Below are 15,980 nucleotides of genomic sequence, written 5' to 3'. Positions count from 1 at the left end.
TAATCGATGAAGATCACCGACGTCCCATTCGCGGTACTGCGATTCCAGTACCAGATCGCCCGGTTCCCGTTGCAGGTGATCGAGGAGCGGGTTGTCGCCCGTCTCGATGACGAGGCCCCGGCCCGGCTGATGTACGAGCGCTCGCTCGGCATGCTCGACCTCGCAGTGGGCAACGCGCTCTGCGCGCCCGAGGTCGAGCAGCGCGGCGCCGCGCTGATCGAGCGCAGTGAGGCTCTGCGCCGAGCGGCTCAGCTCGACGCAACCGCGGAGACGGTCCGCGAGGCGGCCGACGCGGATCTCGAGTCCACCCGTGAGCAGGCCGCGCGCGACCAGCAGCAGGCCGAGCAGGACCGGCAGCGAGAGATCAAGGAGGCGCGTCAGACGGCCTCCGAGCGTAAGCAGAACGCCGCGCAGAACGCGCAGAAGCGGGCCGCCGACGCCAAGGAGCATGCCGATCAGGTCGCTGCGCAGCGCGTCAAGGCCGCCGAGACCGCGCGGCGTCAGGAAGAGGCCGTGATCAAGGCGACCGAGAAGAGCGTCGAGAAGATCGCCCAGACCAAACTCGACGACGCCGCCGACAAGGCCGGTGCGGCTGCCGCCAAGCGGTCGCAGGCCGATCGCATCGAAGATCTCGCGCAGACGGAGAAGGAAAAGCGTCAGCAGGAGCGCGCGGCGAAGAACTAGCCCGCGTAGTACTCCAGAACGCGTTCTGAAGTATCGGCCCGGCCGTTGCTCACGATGGTGAGCCGGTCGGGCCGAACTTCGTAACGGGATCCCCCGGACGGATCCACCACGTCGTAGCCACCGCCGGCCGGAGTCGCGTCCTCCAGCTGGATCGTGGCGCCGTCGCTGAGCCGCTCACCGCGGTAGTAGTAGCCGTCGTCGTCGTTACGGCACACGATCGCCAGCGAATGCGCGGTGCGCACCATCGCCGCCGGAGAGCCGCCCGAATCGCAGCGGGCGTAATGGCCGACGAAACCCTGCCCGTCGGCGCCGGACACACCCACCGGGGCGGTCGACGAGGTAGAGGGTGTGGTCGTCGTGGTCGAAGGCGTCGTCGTGGTGGACGGCGTGGTCGAGCGTGTCGTGGTCGGGACGCTCTCGTCATACGGCGCGGTGGTGGGCGTCAACGTCGTGCGGGCGGTCGGCGCGGTGTCCTGGTTGCCGAAGGCCAGGATGGCGGCCAGTACGGCGGCCACCCCGAACAGCACGATGATCGAGGCGATCAGCACCACCTGCGCGGTGTTCTTCTTGGCCGGCGCTTTGGCCACGGGCCGGGCCGCGGGCCGCGGCGCGGGCGGCGGGTACGGCGTGAAACCGGTGGCCGCCGGGTTCGGATACACCGACGAGAACTGCCGGGTGCCGCCCGGCTGCGGCGCGCTCACCGCGCCGGCGGGTGCGGCGGGCACCATCGCCGCCGCGGTCGCCGCCTTGGCCAGCTCACCAGCCGTGGGAAACCTGTCCCCCGGCTGCTTGGCCATCCCGCGGGCGATGACGTCGTCGAACGCGCGGCTGATCCCGCGTCGCATGATGCTCGGCCGTGGCGGCGGGGCGAACATGTGGGCGCTCATGAGCTGGCCCAGGTCGGTGGCTTCGAAGGGCGGTCTAGCGGTGAGGCATTCGTAGAGCAGGCAGGTCAGCGAGTAGACGTCGGCCGGCGGGCCGACCGGTACGCCGCTGAACCTCTCCGGTGCCATGTACGCCGACGATCCGACGATCATCCCGGTCGACGTGACGCCGGGGTCCCCGCCGGTGTGGGCGATCCCGAAGTCGACGAGGTAGGCGAAGTCGTCAGGGTTGAGCAGGACGTTCTCGGGTTTGACGTCGCGGTGCACCAGCCCGTCGGCGTGCGCGGCGTCGAGCGCCGCCCCGACCTGGGCGATGATCGACGCCGCCCGTTTCGCATCGAGTGGGCCGTTGGCGGAAAGGACGTCCTTGAGGCTTGCGCCCTCGACCAGACGCATGTCGATGTAGAGGACGCCGCCGATGTCGCCGAAGTCGTGGACGGGGATGACGTGCGGTTCCTGCAGGCGCGCCGCCATCCGTGACTCGCGGCGGAAGCGTTCCTGGAAACTCGGGTCGGCCGCCATCTCGGCGCGCAGCAGTTTCAGCGCGACCGTCCGGCCCTTGACCGTGTCGTAGGCGCGGTACACCTCGCCCATCCCCCCGACTCCGATCAGGGACCGAAGTTCGTACGGGCCGAACCGGGTACCGAGACGCGAGCCGCCGTGCGGGCTGGCCATCAGAAGAGATCCTTTCAGTCCGTCCCGACCGTACCGGCCCACGCACACATCAGAAGACCGGTGACACCAGTGTTCCCGGATACCTCGGGCCGGATTCGTGGGACATCCCACAGGCGGGCGGGAAGGGAGGCCACTGAAAAGCCGAGCGATCTGCTATCACTACTGACGACACCACGTCGCATGGAGGATTCCAAGAAGTTGCCCAACTCGCACGTTGAGGCTGGGCGCCGCCTCGGTCCGCCTTCAGAACCCACGGTGAAACGTGCCCCGCGCACCGGTCCCGCGAAGTGGATCCGGCGTCTCGCGGTCCCGATCATCATCGGCTGGATTTTGCTGGTTGCGGCGTTGTCGTTCACGGTGCCGCAGCTCGAGGTGGTCAGCCAGATGCGGTCGGTGTCGATGTCGCCGGCGGAGGCGCCGTCGGTCATCGCGATGACCCGGGCCGGTGAGGTCTTCGAGGAGTTCGAGTCCGACAGCTCGGTCATGATCGTGCTGGAGGGCGAGCAACGGCTCGGCGACGACGCGCACCGCTTCTACAACGACATGGTCGACCGGCTCGAGGCCGACACCGTTCACGTCGAACACATCCAGGACTTCTGGGGGGACCCGCTGACCGAAGCGGGCGCCCTGAGCAGTGACGGCAAGGCCGCCTACGTCCAGCTGTACCTCGCCGGGAACCAGGGTGAGGCGCTGGCGAACGAATCGGTGAAAGCCGTACAGAACGTGGTCACCGGTCTGTCTCCCCCGCCCGGTGTGGATGTGTACGTCACCGGCGGGTCGGCGCTGGCCGCCGATCAGCAGATCGCCGGTGACCGCAGTGTCCGCGTCATCGAGATGGTCACGTTCGCGGTCATCATCGTGGTGCTGCTGATCGTCTACCGGTCCATCGCCACGGTGTTGCTCGTACTGGGCATGGTGCTTCTCGGGTTGACCTCGGCGCGCGGTGTGGTCGCATTCCTGGGCTACCACGACCTGATCGGGCTGTCGACGTTCGCGACCACCCTGCTGGTCGCGCTGGCAATCGCGGCGGCCACCGACTACGCGATCTTCCTGATCGGCCGCTACCAGGAGGCGCGCACCGACGGTGAGGACCGAGAGTCGGCGTACTACACGATGTTCCGGGGCACCGCCCACGTGGTGCTCGGCTCCGGGATGACGATCGCGGGTGCGACGTTCTGCCTGACCTTCACCCGGCTGCCCTACTTCCAGTCGCTGGGCATCCCGCTGGCCGTCGGCATGACCGTCGCGGTGTTGGTCGCCCTCACGCTCGGGCCGGCGATGGTCACGGTGGCCACCCGGTTCGGGTTGCTGGAACCCAAGCGCGCGATGCGGATCCGCGGCTGGCGCCGCCTCGGCACCGCGGTGGTCCGCTGGCCCGGCCCCATCCTGCTGCTGACGATCGCGCTGTCGCTGATCGGGCTGCTCACCCTGCCCGGCTACAAGACCAACTACAACGACCGCAATTACCTGCCCGGCGACCTGCCCGCAATGGAGGGTTTTGCGGCCGCCGAGCGGCACTTCTCGGTCGCCACGATGAATCCGGAACTGTTGCTCGTTGAGACAGACCACGACGTGCGCAACCCGGCCGACTTCCTCGTCATCGACAAGATCGCGAAGGCGATCTTCCGCGTGGAGGGGGTCGGCAGCGTCCAGGCGATCACCCGCCCCCAGGGCAAACCGCTGGAGAACACCACCATTCCGGCACAGATGAGCCTCGGCGGGGTGATGCAGACGATGACCCGGCCGTACCTGCAGGGAATGGCGGAGACCATGCTGACGCAGGCCGGCGAGACGCAGAAGTCCATCGACACGATGACCGAGATGATCGGGTTGATGAAGGAGATGAGCGCGACGACGCACGACCTGGTCGGCAAGTCCAAGGAGCTGTCCGTCAAGATCGCCGAATTGCGGGACAGCATCTCCAATTTCGACGATTTCTTCCGCCCGGTCCGCAACTACTTGTACTGGGAACCGCACTGCTACAACATCCCGCTGTGCTGGTCGATGCGATCGGTCTTCGACGCTCTGGACGGCGTCAACACCATGACCGACGATTTCCAGGCCATCATCCCGAATCTGGAACGGCTCGACGCGCTGCTGCCGCAGCTCCTCGAGCTCATGCCGCAGACGGTCCAGACCTTGGAGACCTCGCGCTCGATGATCCTGTCGATGCACTCCACCCAGTCGGGCCTGTTGGAACAGCAGGCCGCGATGGACGTGAACTCGACGGCGATGGCCGACGCGTTCAACGAGGCGATGAACGACGACACCTTCTATCTGCCGCCGGACATCTTCGAGAACGAGGACTTCAAGCGCGGTATGGAGAGCTTCATCTCCCCCAACGGCCGAGCGATCCGGTTCATCGTCTCCCATGAGGGCGACCCGCTGACGGTGGAGGGCATCGACCGCATCGACGCCATCAAGACGGCGGCCAAGGAGGCCGTCAAGGGCACGCCCCTGGAGGGGTCGCGGATCTACATCGGCGGCACCGCCGCGGCGTTCAAAGACATGCAGGAAGGCAACAACTGGGATCTGCTGATCGCCGGAATCGCCGCGCTGTCACTGATTTTCATCATCATGCTGATCCTGACCCGCAGCCTGGTCGCGGCTGCGGTGATCGTGGGCACCGTGGTGCTCTCGCTCGGCGCGTCGTTCGGATTGTCGGTGCTGGTGTGGCAGCACCTCGTCGGCATCGAACTGCACTTCATGGTGATGGCGATGGCCGTCATCATCCTGCTGGCGGTCGGCGCGGACTACAACCTGCTACTGGTGGCGCGCTTGAAGGAGGAGATCGGCGCGGGCATCAACACCGGGATCATCCGCGCGATGGGCGGCACCGGTTCGGTGGTGACCGCCGCTGGTCTGGTGTTCGCGTTCACGATGATGTCGATGGTGGTCAGCGAGCTGACCGTGGCCGCGCAGATCGGCACGACCATCGGCCTCGGCCTGATCTTCGACACGCTGGTGATCCGGGCGTTCATGACACCGTCGATCGCGGCGCTGCTGGGCAGCTGGTTCTGGTGGCCGCAACGGGTGCGCCAGCGGCCCGCGACGTCGGGATCGCTGGTCCGGCGCTAGGCACTCCCGCCGAGACTGCGGTGAGATCACGCTCCGGGCGACAGGGGCGATCTCACCGCAGTCTCGGCGTCTACCGCCCGAAGCCGGCGTCGCGCAGGGCCTGCGCCAGCGCCCCCGAAGGTGCCTTCTCGCGACGGTCGTTGTCGCGCTTGGGATTTCGCTTCGGCTGTGGACGCTGGGGGCCCGCATCGCGGCGCGGCGCGGCCTTGTCTCGCTGCGGTGCGTCGTTCAGGCGCAGACTCAGCCCGATCCGCTGGCGGTCCACATCCACGTCGACGACCTTGACCCGCACCACCTGCCCGGACCGCACCACCTCGTGCGGGTCGGACACGAAGCGGTCGGCCATCGCGGAGACGTGGACGAGCCCGTCCTGGTGCACCCCCACGTCCACGAACGCGCCAAACGCGGCGACGTTGGTGACCACCCCTTCGAGGACCATGCCCGCCTTCAGATCGGCGACCTTCTCCACCCCGGCGGCGAAGGTCGCCGTCGAGAACGCCGGCCGCGGATCGCGCCCCGGCTTCTCGAGTTCGGCGAGGATGTCGCTGACCGTCGGGATGCCGAACCGGTCGTCGGCGAACTCGGCCGGTTTGAGCGACCGCAGTTGCCGTTCGTTGCCGATGATCTCGGCCAGCGTGACGCCCGAACGGTCCAGGATGCGCCGCACCACCGGGTAGGCCTCGGGGTGTACACCGGACGCGTCGAGCGGATCTTCGCCGCCGGTGATCCGTAGGAAGCCGGCGCACTGCTCGAAAGCCTTGGGGCCGAGCCTGGGAACGTCGAGCAGCGATGTGCGGTTGCGGAACGGACCCGTCTTCTCGCGGTGGGCGACGATCGCCTCGGCGAGGGTGTCGGTGACCCCGGACACCCGCGACAGCAGCGGCACCGAGGCCGTGTTCAGGTCGACACCGACGGCGTTGACCGCGTCCTCCACCACGGCGTTGAGGCTGCGCGCAAGCGTCCCCGGCGTCACGTCGTGCTGGTACTGGCCGACACCGATGGACTTCGGCTCGATCTTCACCAGCTCGGCGAGCGGATCCTGCAACCGGCGGGCGATGGACACCGCACCTCGCAACGTGACGTCGAGGCTCGGCAGTTCGTGCGCGGCGTAGGCCGAGGCGGAGTACACCGACGCGCCCGCTTCGCTGACCATCGCCTTCACCGGCGCCTTGGCCCCGGCGGCCTGGATGTCGGCGATCAGTTCGCCCGCCAGTGCGTCGGTTTCACGCGACGCAGTGCCGTTGCCGACGGCGATCAGCTCGACCCCGTGGCGTGCGACCAGCGCGGCCAGCGTCGCCTTGGCCTGATCCCACTGCTTCTGCGGTGGGTGCGGGAAGATCGCACAGGTGTCGACGACCTTGCCGGTGCCGTCGACGACCGCCACCTTGACACCGGTGCGGAAGCCGGGGTCGAGCCCGAGGGTGGTGCGGGTGCCCGCCGGTGCGGCGAGGAGGAGGTCTTTGAGGTTGCGGGCGAACACCGCGACGGCATCGTCCTCGGCACGCTGCCGCAGGCGTACGCGCGCGGCGACGGCGGCGGACACCATCAGCTTGACGCGCCACGCCAACCGCACGGTGGTGGCCAGCCACGGTGTGGCCGGGGCCGCCGATGTCATGCCGACGCCCAGCGTCTGCGCCACCATCGCGAGGTAGGCGTCGTCGTCCCCGCCGTCGAAGTTCAGCGAGAGCACCTCTTCCTTCTCACCACGCATGACGGCCAGCACGCGGTGTGACGGCATGTTCTCCAGCGGTTCGGAGAACTCGAAGTAGTCGCGGAACTTCTGCCCTGCCGGGGACTTCGCGACGTCGTCGGACCGGGGTGAGGTGCGCAGCGCCCCGCCGGTCCAGAACTTCTCGCGAACGGCGCCGACGAGGTCGGCGTCCTCGGCCGCGCGTTCGATGAGGATGTGCCGTGCCCCGTCGAGCGCGGCGGCGGCGTCGGGCACCCCGTCGGCGAGGAACTGCGCCGCCAGCTGCTCGGGAACCTGCGTCGGATCGGCCAGCAGGCGGTCCGCGAGGGGTTCGAGCCCGGCTTCCCGGGCGATCTGCGCTTTGGTGCGCCGTTTGGGTTTGAACGGCAGGTAGATGTCCTCCACCCGCGACTTGGTGTCGGCGGTCAGCAGCGCGGCACGCAGGTCGTCGGTGAGCTTGCCCTGTTCGTCGATGGAGGCCAGCACCGCGGCGCGCCGATCGTCGAGTTCACGCAGGTAGGTCAGGCGTTCCTCGAGGGTGCGCAGCTGGGCGTCGTCGAGGCTGCCGGTGACCTCCTTGCGGTAGCGCGCGATGAACGGCACGGTGGCGCCTTCGTCGAGCAAACGGACGGCGGCAGCCACCCGCCCCTCGCTGACTGCGAGTTCCTCAGCGAGACGGGCGTTTACAGATCTGACGGTCGGGCTCGAAGTCACGCCGAGACCCTACCGAAGGCCGCTGACAAGTCGCGGTAGCGGTCAGCGTGGCGCGTCCGGTCAGGAGCGGCGCGTGGTGTGGCCCCCGTCGTTGCCGACCAGGCTGTCGAGGTCGTCCTGCCACGCCGTGAACCGGATGCGGTCACAGGCCAGCTGGACGATGGTGGCCACGATCGCTGCGCCGGCGGCCACGCTGACCCAGATGCCGACGGCGGCCGCGACCCCCTCGACGGCCGCGCGGGTGGTCGGGGTCGGCGCGAAGGCCCGCACACCGTCGGCGTCGACCCAGAGGTCCACGGGGTCGCCCACGGCGACGGACGCCGGCGCCTGGGCGATACCGGTGTGCCGCGTGCCCGCGTCCCACCACTGCACCGGGACCGCGATCAGCCCGGTGCGGGACAGCGGTGGGGAGTCGGGCACCTCGGTGATCGTCGCGGTCACGCTGTGGCTGGTCAGCGTCTGCTCCGCATAGTGGTGGCTGCGGGAGTCGTACACGGCGGTGCCGATGGCGGCGGCGACGGGCAGGGCGAGCAACGCCACCACGACGGCCAGCCCCACCACGAGGGCCTCGATCCGGTCGGTGGGGCGGACCAGAGGCGCCCTGTTGAACAGGCGTAGCAGAAGCGGCCACCGGGGCAGGCGGATCTCGAAGGTCTCCTCGGTGGGAGGCGCAGCTGTCATCCCCCACCTCCTCCACTCGATGTGATCGGTTGGTTCCATCGTGGAGGAGATGCTCACCGCACGGCTAGCCGCAACTCGACAAGGTCACGGCGGCGATTTGTCCGGTTCCCACAGGCCGGTGGCGCAATTCGCTGTGTCGGCGAAATGCGGACCACCGAAGAACTCACTGCCGGACGGATTCGCGGTGTTCCACCGGTTGCGCGGGCACCGCGGCAGGGGTTGCCGCACGGCGCCGACTTGCCGTGATACTCCTGTGATAAACGTGAAATTTGTGACTGGAGTTAAAGATGAGTGACAGAGAGGCATTGATCGCGATTCCACGGACCGATATCTGCCTATCGTCGCCTCTGATCGGACCGAGGACGTCGGCGCCCGAAGCGGCGGGCGTCGCGTTGAGTGTGCGACCGTCGAGGGTGGGTTCGGCCAAACGAGCCCTATCGAACAGGGAACCGCGGGAAGTGAACGAAGTGAGACAGCACCACCACATCCGAGCGATCCGGCGAGCCGCGCCGCCGCTGCTCGTCGCCTTCGCGTTGGCCGTCGGCTGTTCGGCGTCGACCGAGCCGCCGTCCTCGACGGCTCCGCCCGCGGCGACCGCGCCGTCGCCTGCCCCACCACGTGCGGACCCGGTGAAGCTGCGGCTGGCGTCTCACCCCGCGCAGATCGGCGACGATCTGGTCGCCGACGAACAGGCCCTGCGGGACACGTCGTCGTCGGAGGACATGAGGCGCGCGGCGGCGCGGCGTCAGCAGCTGGCCTACCGCGCCATCGGACACCATCCCGAGTGGGACGCGGTGGTACGGCCACGGATCCCGCAGTCACTTGTCGAGATCTACGACCACAATGTGGGCGCGCGGCGACAGTTGACCGCGCTGAGCACGGGCGATGCGCAAGCGACACTGCCGGCATGGCGCATCGTCGAACCACGGCCCGCCGAGGAGCTGCTGAGCTACTACCGCAAGGCGGAATCCGCCTCCGGTGTCGGGTGGAACTATCTTGCGGCGATCAATCTGGTCGAGACCGCGTTCGGGCGCGTCGCGGGAGTGAGCACCGCCGGCGCACAGGGCCCCATGCAGTTCATGCCTGCGACGTTCGCTGCCTACGGCGGGGGCGGCGACATCCGCTCGCCGCACGACAGCATCATGGCCGCGGGCCGCTACCTGGCCGCCAACGGCTTCGCGAGCAACCCGGATCATGCGCTGTGGCGGTACAACAACTCGAATGAGTACGTGCGGGCGGTCAGTGACTACGCCGCGGTGCTCGCGCGGGATCCCGCAGCGTTCGACGGGTACTACCGCTGGGACGTCTACTACAACACGACGGCCGGTGAGGTGGTGCTGCCGATCGGGTACTCGGCGACCGCACCGATTTCGGTCACCGACTACCTGGCCGACCACCCGCGCATACCGCCGGTCGTGCGGATGGCCGGGCGCAGCGACGAGATTCTCCAGAAGTTGCTGAGCGCTCGGAATTCCGCGGCGGGCGAAGAGCTTTCGACGAGATCGGAAGCGGTGTCGCGGCAGTTCCTCGGAGTGCAGTACCGGGCGAACACCCTCATCGGGTCCGCGGAACACCCCGAGGAGCTCGTCGTCGAACTGGAGGGGGTGGACTGTTTCACCTACGCCGACTACGTCGAGGCGCTGAAACGCTCCGATGATCGTGAGCAGTTCATCGACAGCCTGATCGAGGTCCGGTACAAGGACGGTGTCGTCGGATTCCGGAACCGGAAGCACTTCTTCACCGACTGGTCCGCGGCGACGCCGGCGATCGCAACGGACGTGACCGCCGAGCTCAGCGCGAAATCGGTTGCGGTGACGAAACATCTGAACCGGAAGGACTCCGGCGGGATGTACCTGCCCGGCCTTCCCGAGGTGTCACGCCAGGTCGCCTTCATTCCGGGTGCGGACGTCGACGACACCGTCGTGGAGGCCCTGCGCACCGGTGACTACATCGGGGCGTATGCCGACGACGGCGGCCTCGACGTCACCCACGTCGGTATCTTCGTCGACACCCCCGACGGGCCGGTCATCCGGAACGCCTCGTCGCTGCGGGCGAACAACAAGGTGGTCGATGAACCGTTGTTCGACTATGTCCGTACCATTCCGGGGATCGTGGTGCTGCGTCCGACGCAGTGAGGTGGGGTTTGCGTCATCGGCGCGAGCCTGCGTTGGTCACGGCCTGCATTGAAGAGCCCGCGCCGGTGTGGAGGCGCATACTGTGGAAGCGCTGGACGTGGCGGTATCACCGGTGGTTGGCCGGGTTCGGCGCGATGACGCATCCGCGCCACCGGGTGAGGGGATTTTCGTTGAGCGAGTTCATCGACGCGAGTTTCAGTGGCGTCCATCATGTTTCGTTGACGGTGACCGACCTCGAGGCGAGCATCGCGTGGTATCAGCGGGTGTTCCGAACGGAGCGGTTGGACATCACCATCCCGCACTACGGGCGGGAAGAGACGGGTTACGCCGTGCTGCTGCCGGAGCCTCGGTCGGGCCTGATCTTCGGGCTGCACACCAACATCGGCAACGGCGGCGAGCCGTTCGACGAGGCGCGGACGGGGTTGGATCATGTGTCATTCGGAGTGGCGGGCCGCGCGGCACTGCTGGCCTGGACCGAGTGGCTCGACGAACTCGGCGTTCCCCACACGGGCGTCGTCGATGAGACTCAGCCGATCTCCTACTCGACCGTGGTGTTCCGGGACCCCGACAACATCCAGCTCGAACTCATCGCGATGAACTGAAGCCCGTCAGCCCACACGGGGTGCCCGCAGGTAATGCGCGGGCGGTAGCGGTAACGCCCCGGAGTCCCTATCGGGAGGGTTCGGCCGCGACCCTCTTCCCGGCCGTCACAGGGGCGGCGGGAATGAGGACGTCGCACAGGTCACGCCATGAATCGATGACGGCAGAGACCCCCGCCTGACGCAACTCGATCGATCGGTCGACTCGCTCCTCGGGCGGCACGAACATCACGTTGCCGACGGTGACGAAACCCGCCGCTACCGCGGACTGCGCTCCGGCGACGGCATCCTCGATCGCCAGGCCTTGGCTCTTCCCGATGCCCAGCGCGTCGGCGGCGAACAGGTACACGGCCGGGTCGGGCTTGCTGGTGGGAACGGGCAGCGAATCTTCCGCGCTGAACCGCACATCCGCCGGTATGAGCGAGGCCAGCCCCGTGGCGCGGAAGGACGCATCCAACCGCGGCGAGGCGCTCGAACTCACGGCCGCCAGCGCGAAATGCCGGCTCAGGCTCTCGAGGGGGCCGAGCACGTCCGGGTCGGGAACCAGGGTGGCACCGAGGTGGGCGGTGACGACGTCTTTCTCCTCCCGCACCCACTGCTCGAGCTCCCGGCCGGTGAGCGCCGCGCCGCTGTCGACCTCGTCCTGTGATGCGACGACCGCACCCGGACGACCCACCGCCAGCGGCGCTTCCAGGGGCACACCGCCGGCCACCGCGAGTTCCACCGCCGTCGTCCGGAAATTCTTGCCGGTGGTTTCCTTGCGGAGTTGATCCGCGGTGCGGTTCCCGGGCAGGCCGAAGCGCTGCAGGAATCGGTTCGTCACCCCCACCGATGCGTCGAAAGCCGGCTCCTCCGACGGGAACAGGTTCCCGTCCGCGTCGCACAGCAGGACTCGGACGGCGCCGGCATCGATATGGCTGAACTGCTGCAAAAGTGGCTCCTTAACCGGTTGCCGTCGTGGTATCCGCGCCGGAGAGAGCGCGGCCCAGTGCACCCTTCACCCCGAGACGGTCAAGGTCGCGCATCGACCTCCCGAGACTTTCGGCGAACTGACGGTCGCCGCGGAGCTCGGCGAATATGTCAAAACCGTCCAGCAGCGGTTGCGGATTGTTCTGCGCCACTTTCGCGATCGTCGTCAGCTGCTGCGCGCGCGGGTCTTCGATGCGCAGGGGGCGACCGGTGAAGTCGTATCCGCGTAGGTAACGCATCCAGGCGGCGAGCGCCAGGGTCAGCAGCGCGTGCGGACGGCCTTGGGCACGCGCCTCCACGAGCGACGGCAGCAGGTAGGACGGCATCTTCGTCGATCCTCGGGCGGCCAAGCGCGAGAGTTGGTCGCTGACATGCGGATTGGCCAGTCTTTCGAGAAGCGTTTCCTGGTACTGCTGGACGTCGAGCCCCGCGATCGCGGGGAGAAGCGCCGCCACCTCCTCGCGCATGAGTTGCTCGACGTATTGATAGATGACCGGGTCACGCATCGCCTGTTGCGACTTCTGATAGCCGGCGAGAAGGCCGAGATAGCCTAGCGCGCAATGACTTCCATTGAGCAGTCGACTCTTCACGAGTTTGTGCGGAGCCACGTCGGACACGAGTTCCACGCCGACCTCCTCCAACGCGGGGCGCCCGGCGCAGAACGTGTCCTCCATGACCCATTGGCTGAAGGACTCGGTCACCACCGGCCAACGGTCGGCCACTCCGAAGGCTTGTTCGATGCCGTTTCGGTCGTGCGCGGTGGTCTTCGGCGTGATCCTGTCGACCATCGTCGCAGGGAAGGCGACGTTCTGTTCGATCCACCGGGCCAGTGACGCGTCCCGCAGCGCCGCGAACGACACCAATGCCGTACGCGCGGCACGCCCGTTGTCCGCGACGTTGTCACAGGACATCACCGAGAACGGTGGCCTGCCCTCTCGACGGCGCTGATCGAGCGCCTCGGCCAGATACGCCCACACGGTCGAGAAGCTCTGGTTGCTGCCGGCGAGGTCCGCGGTCACCTCGGGAGCTTGATCATCGAACTCTTTGGTGTCGGAGCGCAGGTGATACCCGTCCCCGGTGATGGTCAGGCTGACGATACGGGTGCGCTCATCGGCCAGAGCCGCGACCACCTGCCGACTCTCTTCGGGTGCGAAAAGGTAATGGCACATCGAGCCGATGACGCGGCCGATCTCGCGATCGGCGCTGCGCTCGACCACGGTGTAGAGGCAGTCCTGGGCGAGCAGCGCGTCCTTCATCTGGCGATTGTGCATCCCGACACCGACCACACCCCAACTGCTCGACACACCTTTCGCTGCGAGATCGTCGAGGTAGACGGCCTGGTGAGCGCGGTGGAAACCGCCGACACCGATGTGGACGATTCCCGGAGTGATGGTGGACCGGTCGTAGGTGGGCAGTGTGAGCGCCTTCGCATGCAGCGGAAGCATCTCCTCGTTGAGAGGGATCCCCACATTCGGGCGTAGTCGAAATACATTGGACACAGCGCTTCCCCCTATGAACTTGTCGGGGGGCGCGACTCGGCGCCCCGTCGAGTAAGGCGCTTGTTCTGAACGCTCGCAGCGCGTAATACCACCGCGGGCCCGTGCCAAACGGTCTATTCGTAAATCGCCGCCAAAATCTCACGTAGCGACGCCCAGAGAGCCGGATCGGCGGCCAGGACGTCGCCACTTTCGGGCCAGGTGCCCGGCGTCGGCCCGGAAAGGTCACCCACCGTCCCGCCGGCTTCCAGGACGAGCAGAACTCCCGCGGCGCAATCCCATGGTTGCAGGCCGGGGGCCCACACGGCGTCGACTCGTCCCGTGGCGACCTGGGCCAGTGCACAGGCGGCGCTGCCGCCGCGGCGCACATCGCGCACGTTGGGCACCAGGGCGTTCACCATCGGTCCGGCGCGATCTTTCTGATCTTCCCGCCCGAAGTTCACCTCGATCAACGCTTGGTGAAGCGATGCCGACTCGGCCTGCGCCGCCGTCGGGATGTGCGTACCGGACACCCCGCCCCCTGCGCGGGCCATGGTGAGCCTGCCGAGCATCGGTTCGGCGACCGCACCGGCCAGGATCCGGCGGTCGGACCGGCGCACAGCGGCCACGCTGACCGCCCAGTCCGATCGACCGTAGAGATAGTTGGTGGTGCCGTCGATCGGGTCGACGGCCCACTGGACGTCGCTGACGCCAGGAGTGGTCCCGCCTTCCTCGCCGAGCACGCCGTCGTCGGGCCGCAGGCGCCCCAGCACCGATCGGATCGAGTCCTCCGCCTCCCGGTCGGCCCGGGAGACGAGATCACGCGGCCCGGTCTTCTGTTCGATGTCCAGCGACGAAGCGCGTCCCTGCCACTCCAACGCGACCGCTGCGCCGGCCTCCGCCGCGAGCCGGGCAACCTCCAACAGTTGCTCCGACTCAGCGCTCTCATGCACGCCTGGCACCTGCGGTAGGCAGTACGTCGTGGTGGGTCTGAATCGCCTCCCAGGTCGCACGCCCGAGGACCAGGCGTCCGAACGGCGCCACGGCGGCGCCCACGGCGTGGGCGGCCGGACTGCGTTGCCCCAGCTTGCGCAGTGTGCGGGTACTGAAGAACAGATAGGCGCCCAGCACCAAGAGCCACGGAGAGATTCCCAGCAGCGGCTTGGGCGAGCCCATCAGCACCATCGCCGCGAAAAGGACCGCCGCCCCGAGGGCGACAGCACTCTTGCGCCATGGCGCCGCGGCGATCGCCACACTCGTCAGAATCCCACCGGCGACCGCCGCGATACCGCCCTCGATCGGCGAGCATGGGCCGCAGAGAAGCCGCCCGGTGAGCCCGGCTGCAGTGCCTGCCAGCACCATCGCCACATTCCACGGCGCGGTGGCCGGCGTCCGTCCCGCCAGAGGCGCCCAATCTCGAAGCGACGAGGCAGGTTCCAACCTCAGGGGTAACCACCGGGCAAGCGCGAGAAGATGTTCTCGCGCCTGGCCTGCCGCCGCTCTCCATGTCACCCGACCGTCGTCGACGGATGCGAATGCCGTTGCCTCCAAAGCCCATCGGCTGGTGACGAACGCTATGCCGTACGCCCACAGAGTGACCGCGGCCGCCGCCGCCAGAGTCGGCCGCTCGGACAGGTTGACGGCCAACGCCAGCCCGGTGATCCCGCGCACGACGTAGCCGGCGCCGACGGTGACCCAGAGCCCGACGATGCCGGCCGTGACCGGTGCAGGCATCTCACTGCGTCGACCGGTGCTGACGGATCGCAGCAACTCGTAGACGATCGCGACGGCGAACACGCCGACGATCGCGAATGTCAGGATGCCGGCAAGATCCAGGCCGGGCAGGAGGACGATCAACGCAGCGGCGGCCACCAACTTCGCCGCCGCGACGCTGCAGCTGGTGAGGATGCGGGAACGCGCGCAGCTCAGCGGTCCGGGCAGCCGACCGCGGCTGCTGCTCGACGGGTGCTGCTGGTCGGCGACGAATCCGCGGACGTCGTTCCACTGGTATCGAGCCGGGTACACCAGCAACTCGACAGCCAGCAGGACCACCACTGCCCGCAGCACCGACTCGCCGGTGGCGGCACCGACGCTGAGTAGTCCCAGCCCGTAGGTGACGGGAATGAGAAGGCCTTTGACGAGGTCCTTCGGCCTCGGCATCACCAGGTAACTCACCAGACTTCGCGCGCGAGTGTCCGACTTTTCGACCGCGGGCGCCTGTCTAGCTCTCGTCAGCTCGGGCGAAATCATCTCCGCCATGTTCCCCAATCCGCGTCGGACAAACGATGCAGATCAGCGCGGTCGACTTACACATGAGCCGTCCCCGCGCATGACATTCTTCGTCGGCGGCGCAAGGGAGGCGGACGCGCCCCAGTAGCTTGCGACGCGTTCTTGCC

The 15,980-nt window shown here is 67.9% G+C and carries 11 protein-coding genes and 1 pseudogene; 5 read left to right on the top strand and 7 right to left on the bottom strand.

Features of this window, described 5'->3' with window-relative positions:
* Window positions 1-6: 6 nt before the first annotated feature.
* Window positions 7-684: an IF2 family translation initiation factor gene (locus I7X18_RS11015; protein ID WP_193048467.1), complete on the top strand. Its 678-nt coding sequence runs from the start codon at window positions 7-9 to the stop codon at window positions 682-684.
* Here the strand turns inward: I7X18_RS11015 and I7X18_RS11010 are convergent.
* Window positions 681-2,243 (bottom strand): serine/threonine-protein kinase, encoded by a 1,563-nt coding sequence (locus tag I7X18_RS11010; RefSeq protein WP_193048466.1) that lies wholly within the window; start codon window positions 2,241-2,243, stop codon window positions 681-683. The two genes, I7X18_RS11015 and I7X18_RS11010, sit on opposite strands and share 4 nt — an antisense overlap.
* 198 nt (window positions 2,244-2,441) lie before the next feature.
* Between I7X18_RS11010 and I7X18_RS11005 the strand changes: the two genes are divergently transcribed.
* Window positions 2,442-5,321, top strand: coding sequence for an MMPL/RND family transporter (locus I7X18_RS11005; protein ID WP_226864458.1), 2,880 nt, complete (start codon window positions 2,442-2,444; stop codon window positions 5,319-5,321).
* Between the two features lie 70 nt (window positions 5,322-5,391).
* Here the strand turns inward: I7X18_RS11005 and I7X18_RS11000 are convergent, their stop codons facing one another.
* Both I7X18_RS11000 and I7X18_RS10995 read right to left on the bottom strand, forming a co-directional pair.
* The gene (locus I7X18_RS11000; RefSeq protein ID WP_193048464.1) at window positions 5,392-7,725 is read right to left on the bottom strand and encodes a Tex family protein; all 2,334 of its coding nucleotides are present in this window, start codon (window positions 7,723-7,725) and stop codon (window positions 5,392-5,394) included.
* Between the two features lie 60 nt (window positions 7,726-7,785).
* Window positions 7,786-8,406, bottom strand: a complete 621-nt coding sequence (locus tag I7X18_RS10995; RefSeq protein WP_193048463.1) for an Rv1733c family protein — start codon at window positions 8,404-8,406, stop codon at window positions 7,786-7,788.
* A 494-nt stretch (window positions 8,407-8,900) separates the two neighbouring features.
* Between I7X18_RS10995 and I7X18_RS29585 the strand changes: the two are divergent.
* The 3 genes and pseudogenes from I7X18_RS29585 to I7X18_RS10985 all read left to right on the top strand — a co-directional run.
* A pseudogene (locus I7X18_RS29585) lies at window positions 8,901-9,809 on the top strand (transglycosylase SLT domain-containing protein); the annotation flags it as partial.
* A gap of 18 nt (window positions 9,810-9,827) precedes the next feature.
* Window positions 9,828-10,541: a DUF1460 domain-containing protein gene (locus I7X18_RS29580; RefSeq protein WP_226864457.1), complete on the top strand. Its 714-nt coding sequence runs from the start codon at window positions 9,828-9,830 to the stop codon at window positions 10,539-10,541.
* Window positions 10,542-10,759: 218 nt separating this feature from the next.
* The gene (locus I7X18_RS10985; RefSeq protein ID WP_232375454.1) at window positions 10,760-11,143 is read left to right on the top strand and encodes a VOC family protein; all 384 of its coding nucleotides are present in this window, start codon (window positions 10,760-10,762) and stop codon (window positions 11,141-11,143) included.
* A gap of 67 nt (window positions 11,144-11,210) precedes the next feature.
* On the opposite strand, the gene I7X18_RS10980 is transcribed toward I7X18_RS10985, so the two are convergent.
* From I7X18_RS10980 to I7X18_RS10965, 4 genes are all read right to left on the bottom strand, one after another.
* Window positions 11,211-12,071, bottom strand: a complete 861-nt coding sequence (locus tag I7X18_RS10980) for an HAD family hydrolase (RefSeq protein WP_193048461.1) — start codon at window positions 12,069-12,071, stop codon at window positions 11,211-11,213.
* Window positions 12,072-12,081: 10 nt separating this feature from the next.
* Window positions 12,082-13,554 (bottom strand): mannitol dehydrogenase family protein, encoded by a 1,473-nt coding sequence (locus tag I7X18_RS10975; RefSeq protein ID WP_193048519.1) that lies wholly within the window; start codon window positions 13,552-13,554, stop codon window positions 12,082-12,084.
* A 167-nt stretch (window positions 13,555-13,721) separates the two neighbouring features.
* Window positions 13,722-14,537 carry an inositol monophosphatase family protein gene (locus I7X18_RS10970; protein WP_193048460.1) on the bottom strand — a complete coding sequence of 272 codons (816 nt, stop codon included), beginning with the start codon at window positions 14,535-14,537 and terminating at the stop codon, window positions 13,722-13,724.
* A complete protein-coding gene (locus I7X18_RS10965; RefSeq protein ID WP_193048459.1) occupies window positions 14,530-15,744 on the bottom strand; it encodes a hypothetical protein in 1,215 nt (404 codons plus the stop codon). Before I7X18_RS10965 ends, I7X18_RS10970 begins: the two co-directional genes overlap by 8 nt.
* Window positions 15,745-15,980 lie beyond the last annotated feature (236 nt).

The organism is Mycolicibacterium baixiangningiae (assembly GCF_016313185.1).
Classification (GTDB): domain Bacteria; phylum Actinomycetota; class Actinomycetes; order Mycobacteriales; family Mycobacteriaceae; genus Mycobacterium; species Mycobacterium baixiangningiae.
This window is presented reverse-complemented; position numbering and strand designations above follow the sequence as displayed.

What these genes read in the sequence shown, in the direction of transcription:
- I7X18_RS11015 (WP_193048467.1), top strand. Translation starts at nt 7, where the DNA reads ATGAAGATCACCGACGTCCCATTCGCGGTACTGCGATTCCAGTACCAG.
- I7X18_RS11010 (WP_193048466.1), bottom strand. Translation starts at nt 2,243, where the DNA reads ATGGCCAGCCCGCACGGCGGCTCGCGTCTCGGTACCCGGTTCGGCCCG.
- I7X18_RS10995 (WP_193048463.1), bottom strand. Translation starts at nt 8,406, where the DNA reads ATGACAGCTGCGCCTCCCACCGAGGAGACCTTCGAGATCCGCCTGCCC.
- I7X18_RS29580 (WP_226864457.1), top strand. Translation starts at nt 9,828, where the DNA reads ATGGCCGGGCGCAGCGACGAGATTCTCCAGAAGTTGCTGAGCGCTCGG.
- I7X18_RS10975 (WP_193048519.1), bottom strand. Translation starts at nt 13,554, where the DNA reads ATGCTTCCGCTGCATGCGAAGGCGCTCACACTGCCCACCTACGACCGG.
- I7X18_RS10965 (WP_193048459.1), bottom strand. Translation starts at nt 15,744, where the DNA reads ATGCCGAGGCCGAAGGACCTCGTCAAAGGCCTTCTCATTCCCGTCACC.